General features: G+C 70.7%; 19 protein-coding genes. 13 read left to right on the top strand and 6 right to left on the bottom strand.

All coding sequences use genetic code 11. The features are described 5' to 3' along the window. Nucleotides 1-160 precede the first annotated feature (160 nt). The 3 genes from ISO16_RS12880 to ISO16_RS12870 are packed head-to-tail and all read left to right on the top strand — an operon-like array spanning nt 161 to nt 2,566. Nucleotides 161-1,312 (top strand): acyl-CoA dehydrogenase family protein, encoded by a 1,152-nt coding sequence (locus ISO16_RS12880; RefSeq protein WP_072636307.1) that lies wholly within the window; start codon nt 161-163, stop codon nt 1,310-1,312. Between the two features lie 19 nt (nt 1,313-1,331). Further along, nucleotides 1,332-2,096, top strand: a complete 765-nt coding sequence (locus ISO16_RS12875; protein ID WP_029546198.1) for a GntR family transcriptional regulator — start codon at nt 1,332-1,334, stop codon at nt 2,094-2,096. Nucleotides 2,097-2,113: 17 nt separating this feature from the next. After that, nucleotides 2,114-2,566: a MaoC family dehydratase gene (locus tag ISO16_RS12870; protein WP_072636306.1), complete on the top strand. Its 453-nt coding sequence runs from the start codon at nt 2,114-2,116 to the stop codon at nt 2,564-2,566. Here the strand turns inward: ISO16_RS12870 and ISO16_RS12865 are convergent. Further along, on the bottom strand, nt 2,494-3,189 hold the full coding sequence (locus ISO16_RS12865) for a pyridoxamine 5'-phosphate oxidase family protein (RefSeq protein ID WP_072636305.1): 696 nt from the start codon (nt 3,187-3,189) through the stop codon (nt 2,494-2,496). The genes ISO16_RS12870 and ISO16_RS12865 overlap by 73 nt on opposite strands. Nucleotides 3,190-3,208: 19 nt before the next feature. On the opposite strand from ISO16_RS12865, the gene pdxR reads away from it, so the two are divergent. After that, nucleotides 3,209-4,711 carry a MocR-like pyridoxine biosynthesis transcription factor PdxR gene (gene pdxR, locus ISO16_RS12860; protein ID WP_230304539.1) on the top strand — a complete coding sequence of 501 codons (1,503 nt, stop codon included), beginning with the start codon at nt 3,209-3,211 and terminating at the stop codon, nt 4,709-4,711. A 32-nt stretch (nt 4,712-4,743) separates the two neighbouring features. Here the strand turns inward: pdxR and ISO16_RS12855 are convergent, their stop codons facing one another. Beyond that, the gene (locus tag ISO16_RS12855) at nt 4,744-5,814 is read right to left on the bottom strand and encodes an alanine racemase (protein ID WP_072636304.1); all 1,071 of its coding nucleotides are present in this window, start codon (nt 5,812-5,814) and stop codon (nt 4,744-4,746) included. Nucleotides 5,815-5,931: 117 nt separating this feature from the next. On the opposite strand from ISO16_RS12855, the gene ISO16_RS12850 reads away from it, so the two are divergent. The 5 genes from ISO16_RS12850 (at nt 5,932) to ISO16_RS12830 (ending at nt 10,319) form a co-directional block, all read left to right on the top strand. Then, nucleotides 5,932-7,737, top strand: a complete 1,806-nt coding sequence (locus ISO16_RS12850; RefSeq protein ID WP_072636303.1) for an N-acyl-D-amino-acid deacylase family protein — start codon at nt 5,932-5,934, stop codon at nt 7,735-7,737. After that, the gene (locus ISO16_RS12845; protein ID WP_006941449.1) at nt 7,734-8,366 is read left to right on the top strand and encodes a TetR/AcrR family transcriptional regulator; all 633 of its coding nucleotides are present in this window, start codon (nt 7,734-7,736) and stop codon (nt 8,364-8,366) included. Before ISO16_RS12850 ends, ISO16_RS12845 begins: the two co-directional genes overlap by 4 nt. 20 nt (nt 8,367-8,386) lie before the next feature. Then, nucleotides 8,387-9,265, top strand: coding sequence for an alpha/beta fold hydrolase (locus ISO16_RS12840; protein ID WP_072636302.1), 879 nt, complete (start codon nt 8,387-8,389; stop codon nt 9,263-9,265). A 14-nt stretch (nt 9,266-9,279) separates the two neighbouring features. Further along, nucleotides 9,280-9,735 (top strand): nitroreductase/quinone reductase family protein, encoded by a 456-nt coding sequence (locus ISO16_RS12835; RefSeq protein WP_230304538.1) that lies wholly within the window; start codon nt 9,280-9,282, stop codon nt 9,733-9,735. An 86-nt stretch (nt 9,736-9,821) separates the two neighbouring features. Then, a complete protein-coding gene (locus tag ISO16_RS12830) occupies nt 9,822-10,319 on the top strand; it encodes a GNAT family N-acetyltransferase (RefSeq protein ID WP_230304537.1) in 498 nt (165 codons plus the stop codon). 141 nt (nt 10,320-10,460) lie between these two features. On the opposite strand, the gene ISO16_RS29000 is transcribed toward ISO16_RS12830, so the two are convergent. The 4 genes from ISO16_RS29000 to ISO16_RS12805 form a co-directional block, all read right to left on the bottom strand. Beyond that, a complete protein-coding gene (locus ISO16_RS29000; RefSeq protein ID WP_308410823.1) occupies nt 10,461-11,447 on the bottom strand; it encodes a monooxygenase family protein in 987 nt (328 codons plus the stop codon). 234 nt (nt 11,448-11,681) lie between these two features. After that, on the bottom strand, nt 11,682-12,311 hold the full coding sequence (locus ISO16_RS12815) for an antibiotic biosynthesis monooxygenase (protein WP_072636300.1): 630 nt from the start codon (nt 12,309-12,311) through the stop codon (nt 11,682-11,684). Nucleotides 12,312-12,733: 422 nt separating this feature from the next. Beyond that, nucleotides 12,734-14,416 carry a PHA/PHB synthase family protein gene (locus tag ISO16_RS12810; RefSeq protein ID WP_072636373.1) on the bottom strand — a complete coding sequence of 561 codons (1,683 nt, stop codon included), beginning with the start codon at nt 14,414-14,416 and terminating at the stop codon, nt 12,734-12,736. An 88-nt stretch (nt 14,417-14,504) separates the two neighbouring features. Beyond that, nucleotides 14,505-14,777, bottom strand: coding sequence for a hypothetical protein (locus ISO16_RS12805; protein WP_072636299.1), 273 nt, complete (start codon nt 14,775-14,777; stop codon nt 14,505-14,507). A gap of 601 nt (nt 14,778-15,378) precedes the next feature. On the opposite strand from ISO16_RS12805, the gene ISO16_RS12800 reads away from it, so the two are divergent. The 4 genes from ISO16_RS12800 (at nt 15,379) to ISO16_RS12785 (ending at nt 18,684) form a co-directional block, all read left to right on the top strand. Then, nucleotides 15,379-16,101 carry a GNAT family N-acetyltransferase gene (locus ISO16_RS12800; protein WP_072636298.1) on the top strand — a complete coding sequence of 241 codons (723 nt, stop codon included), beginning with the start codon at nt 15,379-15,381 and terminating at the stop codon, nt 16,099-16,101. Between the two features lie 209 nt (nt 16,102-16,310). Next, nucleotides 16,311-17,111: an extensin family protein gene (locus ISO16_RS12795; protein WP_230304535.1), complete on the top strand. Its 801-nt coding sequence runs from the start codon at nt 16,311-16,313 to the stop codon at nt 17,109-17,111. Between the two features lie 445 nt (nt 17,112-17,556). Continuing rightward, nucleotides 17,557-18,255: a UPF0158 family protein gene (locus tag ISO16_RS12790; protein WP_139310912.1), complete on the top strand. Its 699-nt coding sequence runs from the start codon at nt 17,557-17,559 to the stop codon at nt 18,253-18,255. Between the two features lie 258 nt (nt 18,256-18,513). After that, nucleotides 18,514-18,684: a hypothetical protein gene (locus ISO16_RS12785; RefSeq protein WP_174824758.1), complete on the top strand. Its 171-nt coding sequence runs from the start codon at nt 18,514-18,516 to the stop codon at nt 18,682-18,684. The last annotated feature ends 41 nt before the right edge of the window (nt 18,685-18,725 follow it).

Raw genomic sequence — 18,725 nt, 5'->3', positions numbered from 1 at the left:
ACCCGGCGCCGACTCATAAGCGAGGACTGGGGCGACACATAGGCCGTTCAAGGGGTGTCTCGCGCCCAGAGGTATTGACATCGCGAGGCCGTGAGGCCAAAAATGGCCGTACAAATGACGGGTGGGATTACAGGTCCCGTGTCGATTCGAGGATTTTTCCGTGAGCTACCTGAGCGACGAAGAGACCTTCCTGGTCAAGACGGTGCGCGAGTTCATCGACCGGGAGGTCAAGCCGTCGGTGCAGGAGGTCGAGCACGCCAACGAGTACCCCGAGAAGTGGATCGAGCAGATGAAGCAGATCGGGATCTACGGGCTGGCGGTGCCGGAGGAGTACGGCGGGATGCCGGTGTCGATGCCGTGCTACGCGCAGGTCACCGAGGAACTCGCCCGCGGCTGGATGTCGCTGGCCGGCGCGATGGGCGGGCACACCGTCGTCGCGAAGCTGCTGTCGCTGTTCGGCACCGAGGAGCAGAAGCGCACGTACCTGCCCCGCCTGGCGACCGGTGAGGTGCGGGCGACGATGGCGCTGACCGAGCCCGGCGGCGGCTCGGACCTGCAGGCGATGACCACCACCGCCCGCCGGGACGGCGACGACCTGGTGATCAACGGCGCCAAGACGTGGATCACCAACGCGCGGCGCGCCGGGCTGATCGCGCTGCTGTGCAAGACCGACCCGGCCGCCACCCCGCGGCACAAGGGCATCTCCATCGTCCTGGTCGAGCACGGGCCCGGCCTGACCGTCTCGCGGGATCTGCCCAAGCTCGGCTACAAGGGCGTCGAGAGCTGTGAGCTGAGCTTCGACAACTATCGGATCTCCGCCGACGCGATCCTCGGCGGCGAGCCCGGGCGGGGCTTCGCGCAGATGATGAAGGGTCTCGAGACCGGCCGCATCCAGGTCGCGTGCCGCGCCCTCGGTGTCGCCGCGGCCGCGCTCGAGGACTCCCTCGCCTACGCGCAGCAGCGCGAGAGCTTCGGGCAGCCGATCTGGAAGCACCAGTCGATCGGCAACTACCTGGCGGAGATGGCCACCAAGCTCACCGCGGCGCGGCAGCTGACCCGCTACGCGGCGGAGAAGTTCGACAGCGGCGAGCGGTGCGACATGGAGGCCGGCATGGCCAAGCTGTACTGCTCGGAGATCGCGATGGAGATCGCGCTGAACGCGGTGCGCATCCACGGCGGCTACGGCTACTCCACCGAGTACGACGTCGAACGCTACTTCCGCGACGCCCCGCTGATGATCGTCGGCGAGGGCACCAACGAGATCCAGAAGGGCGTCATCGCATCCCAACTGGTGGCCCGCGGCGGCCTGTGACCAGCCGTCACTAGGATTCATGGTCGTCATGGGCGAACGCGACACGGAACCGGCGTACGCGCAGCTGTCGCGACGGCTGCGCGAGGCCGTCGACGCCGGTGAGTACCGCGGCGGCGTCCGCCTGCCCACCGAGGCCGAACTCGCGCAGCGTTACGGGCTGAGCCGGCAGACGGTGCGGCGCGCGTTCCAGGACCTCGTCGCCGACGGCGTCGTCTACCGGGTGCCCGGCCGCGGCACGTTCGCCAACGAGGACGGGCGGCGCTACCGGCGCCAGCTCGGCTCCATCGAGGACCTGCTCGACCTCGCCGCCGACACCACGATGGAGATCGTCGCGCCGCTGCGCCGCGGCGTGCACATCGAGGCCGCGAGCCGGCTGCGCCTGGACACCGATCTGGTGCACGCGGTGGTGCTGCGCCGCGTGCACGACGGGATCCCGTTCGCGCTGACCACCGTGTACCTGCCCGATCACGTGGCCGCGCACGTGCAGGGCGCCCCGGAGCTCGCGGCCGGGGCGTCGAGCCGGAACACGGTGATGGGCCTGCTCGAGCCGTACCTCGAGCACCCCATCGTCGAGGCGGCCCAGACGATCACCGTCGCGCGGGCCACGGAAGAGGTTGCGCGCGAGCTGAACTGCGGGCCCGGACATCCGCTGCTGCGGGTGGACCGGCTGTACTCGAACGATGCGGGCGAACCGACCGAGCTGTCCGTCAGCTACTTCCTGCCCGAGCACTACACGTATCGCGTCACCCTCCGCCGCGCCGGGCACCGGCCACTGCGGCCCTGACACAGGAGAAATGGAACATGCGGACCTTCAACGGAATCGACGAGATCGAGGCGGCCGTCGGCGAGGACCTCGGCCACAGCGACTGGCTCGAGATCACCCAGGAACGGGTGAATCAGTTCGCCGATGCCACGGGCGACCATCAGTGGATCCACGTCGACCCCGAGCGGGCGAAGTCCGGGCCCTTCGGCCGGACCATCGCCCACGGCTACCTCACCCTCTCGCTGCTGCCCGTCCTCGGCTCGCAGATCTTCGCCATCGAGGGCCTGAAGATGAAGATCAACTACGGCGCCAACAAGGTTCGCTTCCCTTCGCCCGTCCCGGTGGGTTCGACGGTGCGGGCGACCGCGAAGTTCGCGTCCCTCGAGCGCACCGCCAAGGGCGCGAACCTCACCGTCACCTACACCGTCGAGGCCGAAGGCGCCGAGAAGCCGGCGCTGGTCGCGGAGACCATCGTCGTGCTCGTCGCGTAGCGGTCCACCAGCCTGCGGACGGACGCGGGTACAGGCACGTCGTCCGCGACCCACGGCGCGGCGACCGGCCGGCCCGCGACCGTCCGCAACGGGACCACGCCCGCCCAGGAGCCGTCGCTCATGTCGGGCGCGGACGGGGGTGCGTCGCGGATCTTGACCGTCCACTGCCCCGGCCGGATGGGCAGCGCCAGGGTGGCCGTGGCCGCCAGTTCCTTCCTGGTGTGTGCCCGGGTTTCGGCGCTGCGCCCCGGTATCAGGCCGTCCGACAGGACGTCCAGTGCGCCGGCGGACTCCTCTGCGGACAGGACGGTGACTTCGCCTCGGACCACTGCGGATCGGAAGTTCGCGGACGAGTGGAACAGGTCCTGCGCCACGACGACGCCGTCGAGGATCGACACGCACACGGCCACCGGCGCCCCGGACGTCCCCAGGCGCAGCGCGCCCGCTCCGGTGGAGCCGTGCAGGAGGAGCCGGTCGCCGTCGCGCGCGTAGAGCATCGGTACGACCCACGGCAGGCCGTCGACGACGGTGGTGAACGTGCACGTGACCGCCGCGTCCAGTACCGCGTCGAGGTCGGCCCGCTGGGTCCGGGCCCGTTCGGGATAGCGCCTGATGTTGTCCATGCAGGCGAGCCTCGTCAATATGCGGACCGATGAACAGATCCACAAGACCCGCCGAATCCAGGACCAGTATTGTCGTGCCGTGCCCCGCGTCGCGCCCGTCGTCCATCTGACCTTCGAGCTGCCCGACACCGGCGCCCCCCTGCGGCAGCGTCTCGCCGAGGCCGTCGTCGACCGGATCCGGTGCGGTCACATCCGGGTCGGCGATCTCCTGCCGTCGACCCGCACGCTGGCCGCGGAGCTCGGGGTGTCCCGCGGCTGCGTGGTCGAGGCGTACGACGAGCTGTGCGCCTCGGGCTTCGCTGTGGCCCGGGCGGGCTCGGGTACGCGCGTCGCGGCCGGAGCGGACGTGGCGGCCCGGGCGCACGCCGCATCACACCCGGTCGTGGCTGCCGCGCCGCCGTCGGAGCCGGACCGGGCTCGTCGCGCGCCCGTACTGGACCTGCGGCCGGGCATACCGGACCCGGCGCTGGTCTCGGACGCGGAGTGGCGCCGGGCCTGGCGTGCGGCCGCCGCGGCACCACGCACCCTCGGCGTCGCCGATCCGGATGCGCATCCGGAGCTGCGCCGGGCGCTGGCCGATCACCTCCGGCGGACGCGGGGCCTCGCCTGCGGCCCGGACGAGATCGTCGTGTTGCCGGGCGTCGCCGCCGCGATCCGGGTGCTCGCGATCGCCGCGACGTTGCGGGACCGCGACGTCGCGTTCGAGGACCCGGGGTACGGCCGTGCGCGACGGGCGCTCGTCGGCGAGGGCGCCCGGCCGCGGCCGATCCCGGTGGGGGAGGACGGTCTGGATCCCGACCTGGTGCGGGAGACCGACGCCGCGGTGTACTGCACACCCGCTCATCAGTATCCGATGGGGGCGCGCATGCCGGTGTCCCGTCGGGCACGGCTCGTCGCCCGTGCCGCCGAGACCGGGACTGTCGTCGTCGAGGACGACTACGACGGCGAGTTCCGATACGACGTGTCCGCACTCCCGGCGCTGCGCAGCATCGACGGCGGGCGCGAGTGCGTCGCCTACGTGGGGGCCGCCTCGAAGATCCTGTCGCCGGATCTGCGGCTCGCGTGGCTGATACCGCCGGTCCCGCTGCGTTCGCGGATCGCGGCAGCCGTGACCGAGAGCGGGGAGGTGGCGTGTTCGGTCACCGCGTCCGCGCTGGCCCGGCTGATCGAGTCGGGGGCGCTGTCGCGGCATCTGGCGCGTGCGTCCCGCACGTACCGCGCCCGGCGGTCCGCGTTCGTCGGTGCGCTACGCGATCTCGAGCGGTTCGGCGTGTCGGTGACCGGTATCGAAGCGGGTTTGCACGTGGTGCTGCGTTTTCCGGAGGACGTCGACGACGTGGCGGTCGCCGCCGCAGCACGACGGCTCGGGGTGGAGAGCGCGCCGCTCAGCACGTACAGCGCGGCCCCCGGCGGTCCGCGCGGACTCGTGTGCGGGTACGCGCGGTTGCCGGAATCCCGGGCGGTGGACGCGGCCGACGCGATCGGGGCGGCCCTGCGCGGTGTGTCCTTCGGGCCGTCCTAGCCGCCCAAAGGACGCACCGGCGCCGGAGCCGCCTACGTGTTGCAGCCGCGGGCGGCGACGGGCCACCGGTCGACGACCGTGTCCCCGGCGACGACGATCAGGTCGTCGGCGAGATTGACCGTGGTGCACACGTGATTGGGGATCACCCGGACCCGGGTGCCGAGCGCGGGGCGATCGGCGGCGTCCGGCCACTGCACGGTGGCGTGGTGCTCGGACAGCGCGACGATCCGCGCGTCCGGTGCGCCCAGGATGCGGCCGTAGCCCGTCGCCCAGGCGGCGCGATCGGCGCCGAGCACCTTGCTGCCGGCGTCGAGCACCACCGTGTCGTCACGCGCCGACACCACCGTCGACAGCGCCGTCAGCGCGATCGCGTCCGCACCGGCCGTGCCCAGCTCGAGCTGCTGCGCGTCGCCGAAGACGTACACGCCCGGCCGCAGCTCGGTGGCAGCCGGCACGTCGAGGTGCGCGGTGGGGGTCGAGCCGCCGCTGACCACGCTCGCGTCGTGTCCGGTGGCCGCCACCGCCGCCACCGCCCGGCTCAGTGCCGTCGCCTCGTCCGCCGCCGCGGCGGCCGGCCGACCGGGCCCGTAGGAGTGCCCCGGGAACGTGAACACGCCGCGCACCTCGAGCCCGACCGAGGCGGCCGCGACGGCGACCGACCCGGCCCGCTCCGGGGCGACCCCGGTGCGGTGGTGACCGCTGTCGACCTCGACGAGCACGTGCAGGCCCGGTCGGGCGTGCTCGGCGAGTGCCCGCGCGCCCTCGGCCGAGTCCACCCCGACGGTCAGGCGGACCTCCGCGGCGAGCGCACGCAGCCGGGCCCCGCGCGCGGCGTCCGTCCACAGGGGATACGCGATGAACAGGTCGCGGAAACCGGCATCGGCGAAGACCTCGGCCTCGGAGACCGTCGCGACGGTCAGCCCGACGGCGCCGGCGGCGATCTGGCGACGGGCGATCTCGACGCACTTGTGCGTCTTGGCATGCGGGCGCAGGGCCACGCCACGAATGCGCGCCGCGTCGGCCATCCGCGCGATGTTGCGGTCGAGGACGTCACGGTCGACGAGCAGAGCGGGGGTGGCGGGGACGGCCGGGAACGCGGGCATGGCCGCACTCTATTCGTGGCCCCGACCGGTCCGGCGCCTGCCCGGCGAGTTGCCGAAAATAGAGAGCGGTCGTCCTCTTTCTCGCTATGCTCGGTGCATCGACGTGAGGGAGGTCACATGGACACGACACCGGCGCCCGCCGAGTTCGACCTGGTTGTCCGCGGAGGTCTGTGGTTCGACGGCACCGGCGCACCCGGCGTCGTCCGCGACCTCGGTGTCCGGGACGGCGTGGTGGCGGCGGCGAGCGCCGAACCGCTGCCCATCGGGCCGGACACCGAGGTGATCGAGGCGGAAGGCCGGTGGGTGATGCCCGGCTTCGTGGACCCCCACACCCACTACGACGCCGAGGTGCTCGTCTCGCCCGGCCTGCCCGAGTCGGTGCGGCACGGCGTCACCACTGTCCTCATGGGCAACTGCTCGCTCTCGACGGTGTTCGTGCCGCCGCTCGACGCCGCGGATCTGTTCAGCCGGGTCGAGGCGCTGCCCCGCGAACACGTGCTCGCCGCGCTCGAGCAGGGCAGGACCTGGTCGTCGCCCCGGGAATACGTCGCCGCGCTCGACGCCCTGCCGCTCGGCCCGAACGTCGCCGCGTTCATCGGGCATTCCGACGTCCGGGCCGCCGTCCTGGGGCTCGGCCGCTCCACCGATCCCGCCAGCGCTCCGAGCCGTGCCGAACTCGCCGCGATCGAGGCCGGTATCGAGGACGCCCTCGACGCCGGATTCCTCGGCGTGTCCACCATGACGAATCCCTGGGACAAACTCGACGGCGATCGCTACCGCTCCCGCACGCTGCCCTCGACCCACGCCTCGTGGTCCGAGTTCCGCCGGATACACCGCATCCTGCGCCGCCGCGGCCGCGTCCTGCAGGCCGTGCCGAACCTCAACACCAAGTACGACGTGGCGTTCTTCGCCCTCGCCACCACCGGTCTGGGCCGCAAGCCGATGAAGGCCGCCGTGCTCGCCGCCGCCGACACCAAGGCCGAACGCTGGGTGCACCGCATCTTCGCTCCGATCGCCTTCGCCGCCAACCGGGTCGGCCGCGGCGCCTTCCGCTGGCAGCACCTGCCCACCACGTTCGAGGTGTACTCCGACGGGATCGACCTCGTGGTGTTCGAGGAGTTCGGCTCGGGGCGGGCCGCCCTGCACCTGAAGGAGGAGGTCGCCCGCAACGAGCTGCTGCGCGACGAGGCGTACCGCCGCTGGTTCCGGCAGGACTTCGACAAGAAGTTCTCGCCGCGCGTGTGGCACCGCGACTTCGACGACACCACCATCGTGGAGTGCCCAGACGCGTCGCTCGTCGGTCGTTCCATCGGCGCCGTGGCGCGCGAACGCGGTGTGCACCCGGTGGACACCTTCCTGGACCTCGTCGTCGAACACGGACGGAAGTTCCGCTGGCACACGGTGATCGCGAACGATCGGCCCGAGGTGGCCAACCGGCTCCTGCGGCAGCCCGGCGTGACCGTCGGCTTCTCCGACGCCGGCGCGCACCTGCGCAACATGGCGTTCTACAACTACGGCATCTGCATGCTGCGCCGCATCCACGAGTACGCCGGGCGCGGAAAGCCCGTCATGCCGCTGGAATCGGCGATCCACAAGCTCACCGGTGAACTCGGCGACTTCTACGGCATCGACGCCGGGCACCTGCGCATCGGCGACCGCGCCGACCTCGTGGTGGTCGACCCGGCCGGTCTGAACGAGGACACCGACGCCTACCACGAGGCGCCCATGCCCGAGTTCGGCGGACTGAGCCGCATGGTCAACCGCAACGACGCCGCCGTCACCGCGACCGCGGTGGCCGGGCGCGTGGTGTGCCGTGCGGGCGAGTTCGTGCCCGGCTACGGCGCCACCGTCGGCACCGGGCGCTTCCTGCGCGCGGGCGTCGACGCGCGTGGACCCGTGCCGGCGCGGAGCGGCACCCGATGACGGAAGCGCCGGAGCGAGAACGACACCCGGTCGCGGGGCGGCGCACCCAGCAGCAGCGCCGCACGGCCACGATCGAGCGGATCCTCGACGCGACCGTCGAGGCCCTCGGCGAACTCGGCTACACCGCCACCACCATCGGGGAGGTGTGCCGCCGCTCCGGGGTGTCCTCCGGTGGGGTGTTCCGGCACTTCCCGGCCCGGCTCGATCTGATGGTCGCCGCCGCCGACGCCGTCCGCGAGCGGCAGTTCGCGAACTTCCGGCTCGGGCTCGAACAACTCGGTGGGCCCGGCGACAGCCCCGAGTCGGTCCGCGAGTGCCTGCGGCTGCTGCGGGCCGCGTGCCGCGCCCCGATCAACGCCGCCTGGTACGAACTGCTCGGCGCGGCGCGCACCGATCCCGCGCTGCGCGCCCGTCTCGCTCCGATGGCGCAGCGGTACCACGCCCAGATCGCCGAGTTCGGCCGCACCCTGCCGATCGCCTCCCGGTTCGAACCGGCGGAATTCGACACGCTGCTGTTCACGATCGTGCACCTGCTGGACGGGGAGGCCGTCGCCGCGGTGGTCCACCCGCAGCCCGAGCAGGAGGAGCCGCGTCTCGCTCTGGTGGCCCAGCTGGTGACCGGAAGGTGAGAGCGAAGTAGGTTCGGGTAATGAGCATCGACAACGAATCGGCGCCGAAGTGGTTCGTCGAGGCACTTGCCGCGCCGGTGGAGACCGGCAACGTCGAGGTCGCCGGCGTCTCGATCGCCTACCGCGCGTGGGGTGAGGAGGGCCGTCCCGGCATCGTGCTGGTGCACGGCGGGATGGCGCACTCGCGCTGGTGGGATCACGTCGCACCCCAGCTCGCCGAGGGCCGGCGCGTCGTCGCGCTGGACATGAGCGGGCACGGGGACAGCGGCCACCGCGACGGCTACTCCCTCGAGCTGTGGGCCGCGGAGGTGCTCGCGGTGGCGCAGGCCGGCGGGATCGCCGGGCCCCCGGTGCTGGTCGGCCACAGCATGGGCGGGATCGTCTCCTTCGCGGCCTCCCATCTGTACGGCGACCGGCTGGACGGGGTGGTGATCCTCGACTCCCCGATCCGGGACCTGACGCCCGAGGAGATCGAGATGCGGGCGCAGGCCGCGCGGGAGCGCAGTGGCACGAAGGTGTATCCGACGGCGGAGGAGGCGATGGCGCGGTTCCGGCTGGTCCCGCCCCAGGAGACCGCCGAGCCGTACGTGCTCGAGCACATCGCGCGGCAGTCCATGCGGCAGGTGCCCGGGGGGTGGAGCTGGAAGTTCGACGCCCTGCGGATGACCAAGGACCGGCGCACCAGCCTCGAGAGCTTCGAGGCGAAGTGCCGCATCGCCTACTTCCGCTCGGAGAACGGCATCGTCGGTCCCGACCTGCTGGCCCGGATGCGGCCCCAGTTCGGTCCGGACGCGCTGGTGACGGATCTGCCGGTCGCGGGACATCACCCGGTCATCGACCAGCCGCTGGCGGTGGTCACCGCCGTGCGCACGGTCCTGGCGGCCTGGTCGCCGGCGTGAATCCGATCCGGCCGGTGGCGGTGAAACTGGGGAGCCAGCCGTGGCTGCCGCGGTTCGGCAAGCAGATCGTCACCGTCGACCACACCATCCAGCGGGTCACGTTCGGCCGCGTCACTCTGCTCACCCTGGCCGGCCTGCCGGAGCTCGTCCTCACGGTCCGCGGCCGCAAGAGCGGGGTCGAGCGGAACACGCCGCTGCTGGGCGTTCCGCACGACGACGCCTGGCTCGTCGCCGGCTCGAACTGGGGGATGCCGGAGCTGCCCGGCTGGGCCCGCAATCTCGACGCCGCCGACGAGGCCCGGGTCACCTACCGCGGCCGCGAGACCGTGGTGGTACCGCGACGCTCGGAGGGCAGCGAGCGGGCGATCCACTGGGAGGTGCTGGTGGAGGTGTGGCCCAACTACGAGGTGTACGCCCGGCGCACGGAGCGGGAGATCCCGATCTACGTCCTCGCGCCGTACGAGGACTGACAGGGCTCGCCGAATCGGTCAGGGTCGGCATCGGCCCTCCGACGAGCCCTGCGTGCGGTATCTGCCCGCGTTGCTAGTCTCGAACCGTGCGGGAGGCTTCGGAGTTCCACGTGCGGGCGCCCGGACCGGCCGACGCCGATGCGATCGCTCGGGTGCTGATCGTCACCTGGCGCGTCACGTACGGGCACCTTCTCCCGAGCTCCTTCTTCGACGACGACGCGCTCGAACAGCGGAAGGCCATGTGGCGCTCCATGCTGAACGGGCCGCGGCGGCCGCCGCGACTGCGCGTTGCAGAGGCTCACGGGGAGATTGTCGGGTTCGCTTCTGCAGGCATACCGATAGACGACGAGGACCCCGTCCGAGATCTTCAGCTCTACACCCTCTATCTCCTGCCCGAACACCACGGGAGTGGTGCGGGGCAGGAACTTCTGGACGCGGTTCTGGCCGGGGACCGTGCGCAACTCTGGGTCGCCGAGGACAATCCCCGCGCGCACAGCTTCTATCGCCGCAACGGCTTCCTGCCCGACGGAGCGGAGAAGAACTACCCGGGCACGGCTCTCGTCGAAGTCAGACTCGTCCGATAACCGGCCCCCTGTGACAACCACCGCGAGCGACGGGTATCCCTGTCTGCAGCGCCGGGGCCGGGCGGAACCGCAGTCGGGGCCCGGCGGGGGCTACTTCCCCGGACCGGTCGCCGCGCCCAGTCGGAACACCCGGGAGCAAGGTCAGCGTGTCTCCGGTTCGTCGGCGTAGTAGTCGCTCTCCAAGACCACGGGCGCGACCGTTGCCGGCGTCGTGTCGCCCGCGCGCCGTCGTGCGGAGAACATCGCTCCGCGGGCCGGCACGCGTGGGGCAACCCGCGCGAGACCGGTCGGCTCGGCCATGTCGTCGTAGATCGCCTCGACGCCGCCGCGCATGAAGTAGGTCTCGTGCCAGAACCCGGTGCCGCCGGAGTCGCGCAGGAACGTGCGCCACCAGAGCCGATGCGGGTCGGAGCGGGTCCAGCGTTCCAGACTGTCCAGGTCGCGCCAGTATTGCCGCATCCCGGCGTGGGGCGGAAGCAGGGACCAGATGAAGTCCTCGTGCAGCAGCAGCCCGTCGGGCTTGTCCTTCCACGATCGGTTGATCTGCGGTCCGAGCCCCAGCATCCGCAGCAAGCCGCGAGGACGATTCACGCGCATTCCGAGGTAGACGACGACCAGGTCCGGGTAGCCGGACAGGTCGATTGTCGAACGGTCGACACGCATGACACGGTCCTTCGTCGGCAGGTGGCCGTCGGCCTTCGTTTCGAGCAGACCCTTGAGGTTCTCCAGGTTCACGGCAAATTCCCGTCGGAGGCCGGCAGCAACCAGCGGGTCACCGAGCTTGAAGAGGCCCCTCTGCTCCATCCGCATGCGGCACGTCACCCGGGTCCCGTCGGCCGTCGTGTCGGTCAGATACGCCGCCTCGAAACTGCTCGGTCCCGAAGCCCCGGTGAAGGTGATCTTCGTGTTCGGCTCGTAGTGGACGTACTCGTTGGTCAGCTCGAGCTTGCGTCCCATGAATCTACGGACAGCGACATGCCTGGTACCTACTCCCGGCGGTCCGGCGGTGATCCGGCGTACTTCCAGCAATCCGTCTTGCCATCGGGGAGCGTTGGTCTGGTCCGCGACAAAGGTGAATACTTCGCCGATCGGGCGCGCGATGACAATGCTGTCCTCGACTTCGATCATGGCGGCCTCCTATCCGGCCTCGCACCGCCGCGCCCCCACCGGGTGTGAGTGATGGTGACCGGTCTCAGGTCCCTGAATCTACGTCTTCGGACACGGCATTCATGTCTTCGGACACGGTTTCGGTGCGTAGACCGCTCCCCTTGCCCGAGCACATATTCGATCTTCGAATGACGGCCGGTCGCTGCGGCAGCCGGCGCAACCGGCCGGGGTCGTCCTTCTCGAAAGTTGATCAGCTCACGCCATCTCGGGGACGTGCAGGTGCGCGATGGCGAGCTCGAACTCGCAGGTATCGAGCACCTCGGCGCCCGCCGCGCGAGCCACTTCGGCCCGGATGCTGTCGACGCGTTCTCTGTTGCGTTCCATCGCCTCGGCGCTGTCGAACGTCAGCGACGACACGCCCCGACCCGCGGCGCGGTCGAGCATCAGGCTGGCGCTGCAGAATCCGTCGAGTTCCTCCATCTGGGGCAGTGCGGCCATCTTCCACATGTCGACGCCGCGGTCCATGTGGGCCGGCTCGGTCTTGATCCAGGTGACGCGGCACCAGGCCCCGCGCTCGGAATGGTGGTCGCGATGCATGACAGCGATCTCCCACCGCGAGACCTCCGTGGTGCCGTGGAAGATCTCGGCGGCGGCGTCACGCAGCGTCCGCACCGGGCCCTCGCTGGCGCGTAGCGATTCCTCGTCCCGCCACGAACTGGTCGCGATGCACCGGCCCGAGCCGCGATCGATCAGCAGGGACATTCCGAGGCAGCCCTCGATGTCCGCCAGCGCGGGCATCACGGTGTCGCGTACGTGCTTGATCCCGGCGTCGATGTACGACGGATGCGCGTGAATCGTGGTGGAGCGTGCGAACATGATCGGCACCCTTCTCCTCAGGGCGGCGCCGACGCGGCGTCGCCGGTCATTCCCCCGTGCTTCACCCTGCTCCCTCAATCCGCCGGAGGCAATGGGCGGTGGCCGATTCTCTCCGCGGCCAGGAGCCGTCGCAGTCGTCGCGGGCTCGCGGGGTCTCGTGTTTTCCGAGGTGCATGCCCTCGGTGTCCACAGCAGAACGCTGCGCCGGTGTGGTGTCACCACGCCGTCGGGTGCGTCTGCGCGTTGTCCGACGGGTACGGGAGGCGCCCGTTCCATGGGTCGATGCAACGATCGGAAGGCGTTGCAAACCCGAGACGTCTCCAAGGTGCCGGAGAGCGGGTCTCCAGCAGGAGCAGAGCGGTCGTCACTACCGCTGTGGTGGGACACCCGTCCGGGTCCGGGTCCGATTCCGGGTCACCGGGGACGGGCGGTCAGCCGGCGGGCAGGTCGCGCACGTACCGGCCGGGGGCGGCGTCGAGCGCGGGATGCTGCGCACTGCCGGGTGCGTCCGGCGCGGCGGTTTCCTCCCCGCCGCGGGCGAGCACCCAGTCGGCCCAGGCCTGCCACCAGCTGCCCTGCTGCCGCTCGGCGTTCTCGAACCAGGCATCCGGGTCCGGGCCGGGTGTGCCCCCGGTCCAGTAGTGTGCCTTCGGATTACCCGGCGGGTTGACCAGGCTGGCGATGTGCCCGGAGAAGCTGAGCGCGAATTCTGTTTCTCCACCGAGCAATTGGGTGGTGCGGTAGCAGTTGCGCCACGCGGTCAGGTGGTCGGCGATGGCGCCCGAGACGAACGTGGGCACGGTGATCGACTTCAGGTCGACGGGCGTGCCCAGCACGGCGAGCCGGCCGGGCTCGACGAGCACGTTGTCACGGAAGATGTCGAGGAACTGACCGTGCAGGGCGCCGGGCAGGTTGGTGCCGTCGTCGTTCCAGGCGAGGATGTCGAAGGCCGGTGGGGTGCGACCCATGAGGTAGTTGTTGACGACGTAGTTGAACACCAGGTCGTTCGGGCGCATCCAGGTGAACGCGGACCCCATGTCGCGGGCGCTGATTATGCCCTTGCGGCGGGACCGGCCCTTGGCGAACCGGATCAGGCCGGGCCGGGCGAACGCGCCGAGCAGTGCCGGATCACCGAAGTCCAGCATCGTCACCGCATAGGCCATGCTGTGCACTCGGGTGTCGCCCTGCGCGGCAAGGTGATTGAGCACCGTGGTGGCGATGATCCCGCCGGCGCAGAAACCGATCAGGTTCACGTCGTCGCTGCCGGTGATCTCCCGCACCTCGTCGATCGCCCGGATCACCCGGCCCGCGTACGTGTCGAAGTCCCAGTCGCCCTGCTCGGCGGTGGGATTGCGCCACGACAGCAGGAAGGTCTGCAGGCCCCGGCCCACGCTGTACTCGACGAAGCTGCGTCCCGGCCGCAGGTCCAGGAAGTAGTACCGGCCGATCGGCGGGGGCACCACGAGCACCGGCCGGCGGCGGACCGTCTCCGTGGTCGGGGTGTACTGCAGCACCTCTGCGACCTCGTCGCGGGAGATCACCGCACCCGGGGTCACCGCAAGGTCCTTCCCGACGGTGAAGGCGCCGCGCTGGACCATCGACGGCATGCCCCGGTTCTCGATCAGATCGGAGACGAAGTGCTTGGTGCCGCGTGCGAGGCTGAGTCCGGCGGTGTCGAACGCCTCCTTCAGCGCCGCAGGGTTGGTCCACAGGTAGTTCGTCGGGGCCAGGGCCGCGGTGAGGATGTCGGCGGCGAACCTGGCCTCGGCCGTGCGTCGCGGGCCGATCGCGCGACCGACCTCGTCGACGACTCCGTCGACGGCCTCGGTTGCCGCCAGGTAGGTCTGCCCGAGCCGGCGGTAGGCGGGGTTCGCACTCCACGCCGAGTCGGCGAACCGGCGGTCCCCCTTCGCCGGAGCCACCGTCGACCGGCCGACGGCGATCTTCGCCAGTTCCCTGCCGAACGACACGCCGTGCCGGGCCACCGCCCGGCCGTGACCGAACACGTCGGCCAGGGCGCCGACGGCCGGCCCGAGCCTCGGTGGCGCGACGTCCTCGCCACCCCCGATCGACTCCTCGACGCTCTCACCGATCACGGTTCGTGCCTGGACCATCATGCGCCTCCCTTCGACTCCTGGATTGTCTCACCGAATTGATGCTGTGACGTCCAACAGTATCGAATTACATTAGGCGGTAAGACATTCAGACGGTATGTATCCATGTCGGCATGACGCGGCCGCTCGGGGGCCGGCGCCGGCGAACCGGGACGAGCGTCCAGTTCCACGCCCGCGAGCCGGAGGTGACGGTCGAGACCGCCGCGGACGAGTTCGCTCGGGTGGCGGACACCGCGCCCCCTGAGGCCCTGAGGCCGCAGCCCAGGCTCGTCGGCTCGACCAGGTCCCGGAGATGGTCGCCGACGCCGTGCATCTGCATCGAGGATGCTCCGTCGAGGAGATCGAGGTGGTGCTCGATCACGACCCGAGGCTACCGCCGTCCCGTTGCTGTCCTGACCGCCGAGTCCGGCAGCCCCGTTTCGGCCCAGCCGTGGCTTTCGGCGAAGATCCGCTCCGTGAGGCGCCCGGCTCGGGTCTCGAGCAGATTCATCGGAAACGCGGCGAAGCCATACCGCCGGGGGCACACTCGAGACAGGACTTCGTCTTCCCCGGTCCGGACCGGGGAAGAGGGTTGAGGGCAGGCCGTCGTCCGTGAGGAGCAGCACCCTGTTCGGGTACGACCACACCGTCAACTACGCCACGTGCTTCTGAGCCCGCGGGAGGAGCCGCGACGCGCGTCGCCCTCCTCGTGTCGGCGCGATCGCTCGGGTTCCGCCATCTCACGGCCCGGACCACCCAGTTGCGGCGCAGAAGACTCCGTGCCCAGTGATCGGCGCAATGCTGTCCGGCCTTGCGTCGGAGATTCGGCGGCCGTATCGAGAGATGCGACGTCGAGAAATGACCACGGCATGCCCGGCCTGACCTGACCGCAGAAGGGGAACCGGTTCGTGTACCGACCGACGTTGCGTCGCCGCCGCCCGCGGTGCCGTGCCCGACCGGCGCCTTCTCCACGGCCCGGTCCGTTGACCGCGAACGATCTCGTCCTGCGAGGCACCACTGCCGCCGATCTCGACGCCACAGCGCAACTGCACATCGAGCAGCTGCCTGTCGGGTTCTTCCCCGCTCTGGGGCCGCGTTTCATGCGTCGCTGGCACAGGACATTCCTCGACTCACCGCATGCAGTGGCGTTCGTCGCGGAGCGTCGGTGCGACTCCGGCGAGGACGTGTGCGCCTTCCTGTTCGGATCGACCGACGAATCGGCACACATGCGGGCAGTGCTGGCCGACCGCCGCTGCATGCTGGCCCTGGCCTCGACCGCAGCCTTGTCGCTGCTGCATCACCCACCACTGGCGGTGCGGTTCCTGCGCACACGGGCGGGGCCGTGGACCCGACGCCTTCTTCGCACGATCACCTCACGGCCTGCCGCGCACTCGGCCCAGATCGATCCCGTGCCGGTAGCTCTGCTGGCCGCGGTCGCCGTCCGGCCGCCGCTGCGGGGTAGCGGCGTCGGTGCGTGCCTGGTCGAGCTGTTTCTCACCCATGCGCACGAGCGGGGCGCTGCAACAGCCGAGCTGCTCACCAGCGCCGGCCCGGACGGCGCCGGCGCGTTCTACGAACACCTGGGATGGAGCCCGGTGCGAGAACACCTCACCCGCGACGGCGTCGCCGTACGCAGCTATCGCCACCCCGTCGTGCCTCCGGCCCGCCCCGGCAGTTTCTGCGACCGGTGCGGGACAGATCCCTGATGAATCTGACCCGGCGTCAGCTGTTGACGTTGCTGACCGCGGGCTCGGCCGCCGCAGTGGCATCGTGCGCCGTCGAGTCGACCCCGTCCGAACCTGCGCACCCGGCAACCACGCCGACACCGCAGCAACCTCACCCTGGTCCCGGAGCCGGCCCACTTCGTTCTCCGTTGTCCGCCGACGCGAGTCGCTGGCGGCCGGCCCCAGGCGAAGTGTCCCCGGAGATCAAGCGCACCGCGGCGGCGTTTCTGGAAACCGCCGGCAACTGGAGCGACGACGGGACGGCCGTCGACAACCTCGTCCGGGCCGGCGCGTCACCGGCGGCGGCAGCGACCGCGTCCGTCCTCCAACCGTCCACCGCCCGCGCCGGGGAACTGACCGTGGTCTATCCGCAGTACGGCGGGCTGGCCCGCGACACCGCGGCGGTGATCGCCTTGGTCGGTCAGAACCTGCGCACCGTCTCGGGGCCCTGGATCCGAGAACTCGTCGTGGACGTGCGGCTGGCCCGAGAACCCGGCGGCAGCTGGACCGTCGAGCGAGTCGTCCCACCGACCTCGCTGGGTTCGCCGCTGCCGTTGACCGACACGGCCGCAGCGGTGCTCGCCAACCCGAAGATCGTCCTGCCGGACCCCGCCCGGAGCGACGTCCGCACCGGCAGGATCGACACCCAGCTGCTGGCGATACTCCACGCACTGTCCCGGGAGTTCACCCTGACAGTCCAGGTGATGCATACCGGCCACATCCAGACGGTGTTTCCGACCGCGCGGGTGTCCAACCACGCCGTCGGACGAGCCGTGGACATCCGCGAGATCGACGGTCGGCCGGTGGTCGCCCCGGCCGGTGACGATCGACCGCTTCGACTGATGCGGCGAGCCGCCGAGTTGGGGGCCACCGAGGTCGGTGGACCTGTCGACCTCAACGGAGTACGCAAGGGCTTCTTCTCCGACCGCGTCCACCACGATCACATCCACCTCGGTATCACCCCCGGCGACCCGCCGGCGCACCTGCGGTAGGGTGCTCGTCCCTGCAGGAGCTGCACCAGGTCACCGCATCGGGCACCCACAGCAGCGGCTTCTGCTTTGCCCGCAGATGGTGGTAGGTCGGACCGTCGTTCCATCGCCGAAGCACGCCAGGCGCGGACCCGGGTCGAAGCAGCCGCTCGCGCGCAGGAGCAGGCTGCGCGGGCGGCGGTGGTGCATCTGCGCCGCCCTGGGCTGTCGGTGCGGGATATCGCAGTGATCCTCGGTGTCAGTCCGCAACGGGATTTGCAGCTCGACCGTGAGGCAGTCCGAAAAGCGAGTATCTCGTTTCATGTCGGTGCGGGGGTGTCATGGGCCGTATGGCGCCTGGGCGCTCGTCGTATCGGACGGTGCGGCTGTCGCCAGCGGCAGGGAAGTGTTCGACCGGGAGGCCGAAACGATGCCGCGTCGGGGCCGGTGCGATTATCGTCGGCACTCGATGGACACCGGCTGGGACGAACACGCGGTGCGGGCGCTGCGTGCCGCTCTGCACACGAGTACCGACACGGTCCTCGAGCTGGTGCGGGGACGACCCGCCGATGCGGTCTTGCAGTTGATCGGTGACGCGCTCGTCGCGGCCGTCGACGATCGGCTGCCCGGAGCGCGGGAGGTGGCCGCCCGGTGCGCCGCGGCGCTGCACGTGCGTGGCTGGACCGGAGACGCGGAGCTCGCCGACCAGCTCGAGGCCGCACTGGGCCGGGCCACTCCGATGCTCCGGCCACTGGCGGTCGATCTCGACGAGCTGTCCTCGCTGCTCGAAGGCGACGTCGTCTACGGCGGCGGCCGTCTCGACCTCGAGACCGGGCAGACGTGGCCGGCCATGGTCATCGACGAGATGTCCGACGACGACGCGGACGGCGACCCTGACCGCTGGTTGTTCGTCGAGTGCGTCGGATCGCGCCCCGGTTACCGCGACATGGAGGTGTTCCTCGACTCGGTGGCCGATCCCGCCCTGGCCGAGCAGCTGCGCATCGCGCTCGGTGGGCGAGGCGCTTTCCGCCGCTTCAAGGACGTGCTCTCGCAGTCGCCCAACGAGTTTCACCGGTATCGGCTGTTCTCGGACGAACGCAGAGCTGGTCGCGCCCGCGCATGGCTCACGGACCAGGGGTATCGGGTACGTCCCCGCCGTATCGGATAGGTCCTGGGCTTGCGGACCACGGACGTGCCCGGAGTCGAGTCCTTGACAGCGTGCTCGTCGGCGATCGGCGTTGTTTTCTCGCGAGCTGCCGGACGAGGCTCCCGGCCCGGCGCGCCGTCTCGCCGAGCAGTCGGGTGCGCCGGTGCGGGCCGCCACCGCCGGGAATCGGGGTCCGCTGGGTCAGTGCGCTGCCGTGCCGAGGAGCCCGGTGCACCACCTCCGGATCCCGGACGAGGTGGCCACGACACTGTGGAGCTCATGCTGCTCGATACCGACTGCGAACGGGCCGTCTTCCGCGCGTACGTCCGCGGCATCACGACGCGCCACCCGACGATCGTCGAACGACGCGCCCCCTGGCGCGCCGACGTCGGACCGGGATGGACCCGGCCTGCCCGTCGCGCGGCTTCGGTATACGGCGACACCGGATAAAGTGTTTGACTGCAGAGCATTACAGCACTTTTCCTATCGTC

This window comes from Rhodococcus sp. M8 (assembly GCF_015654185.1).
GTDB classification, from domain to species: Bacteria; Actinomycetota; Actinomycetes; order Mycobacteriales; family Mycobacteriaceae; genus Rhodococcus; species Rhodococcus aetherivorans.
Note: the sequence above shows the minus strand (reverse complement) of the source record. Positions and strands in the feature narration are given on the sequence as shown.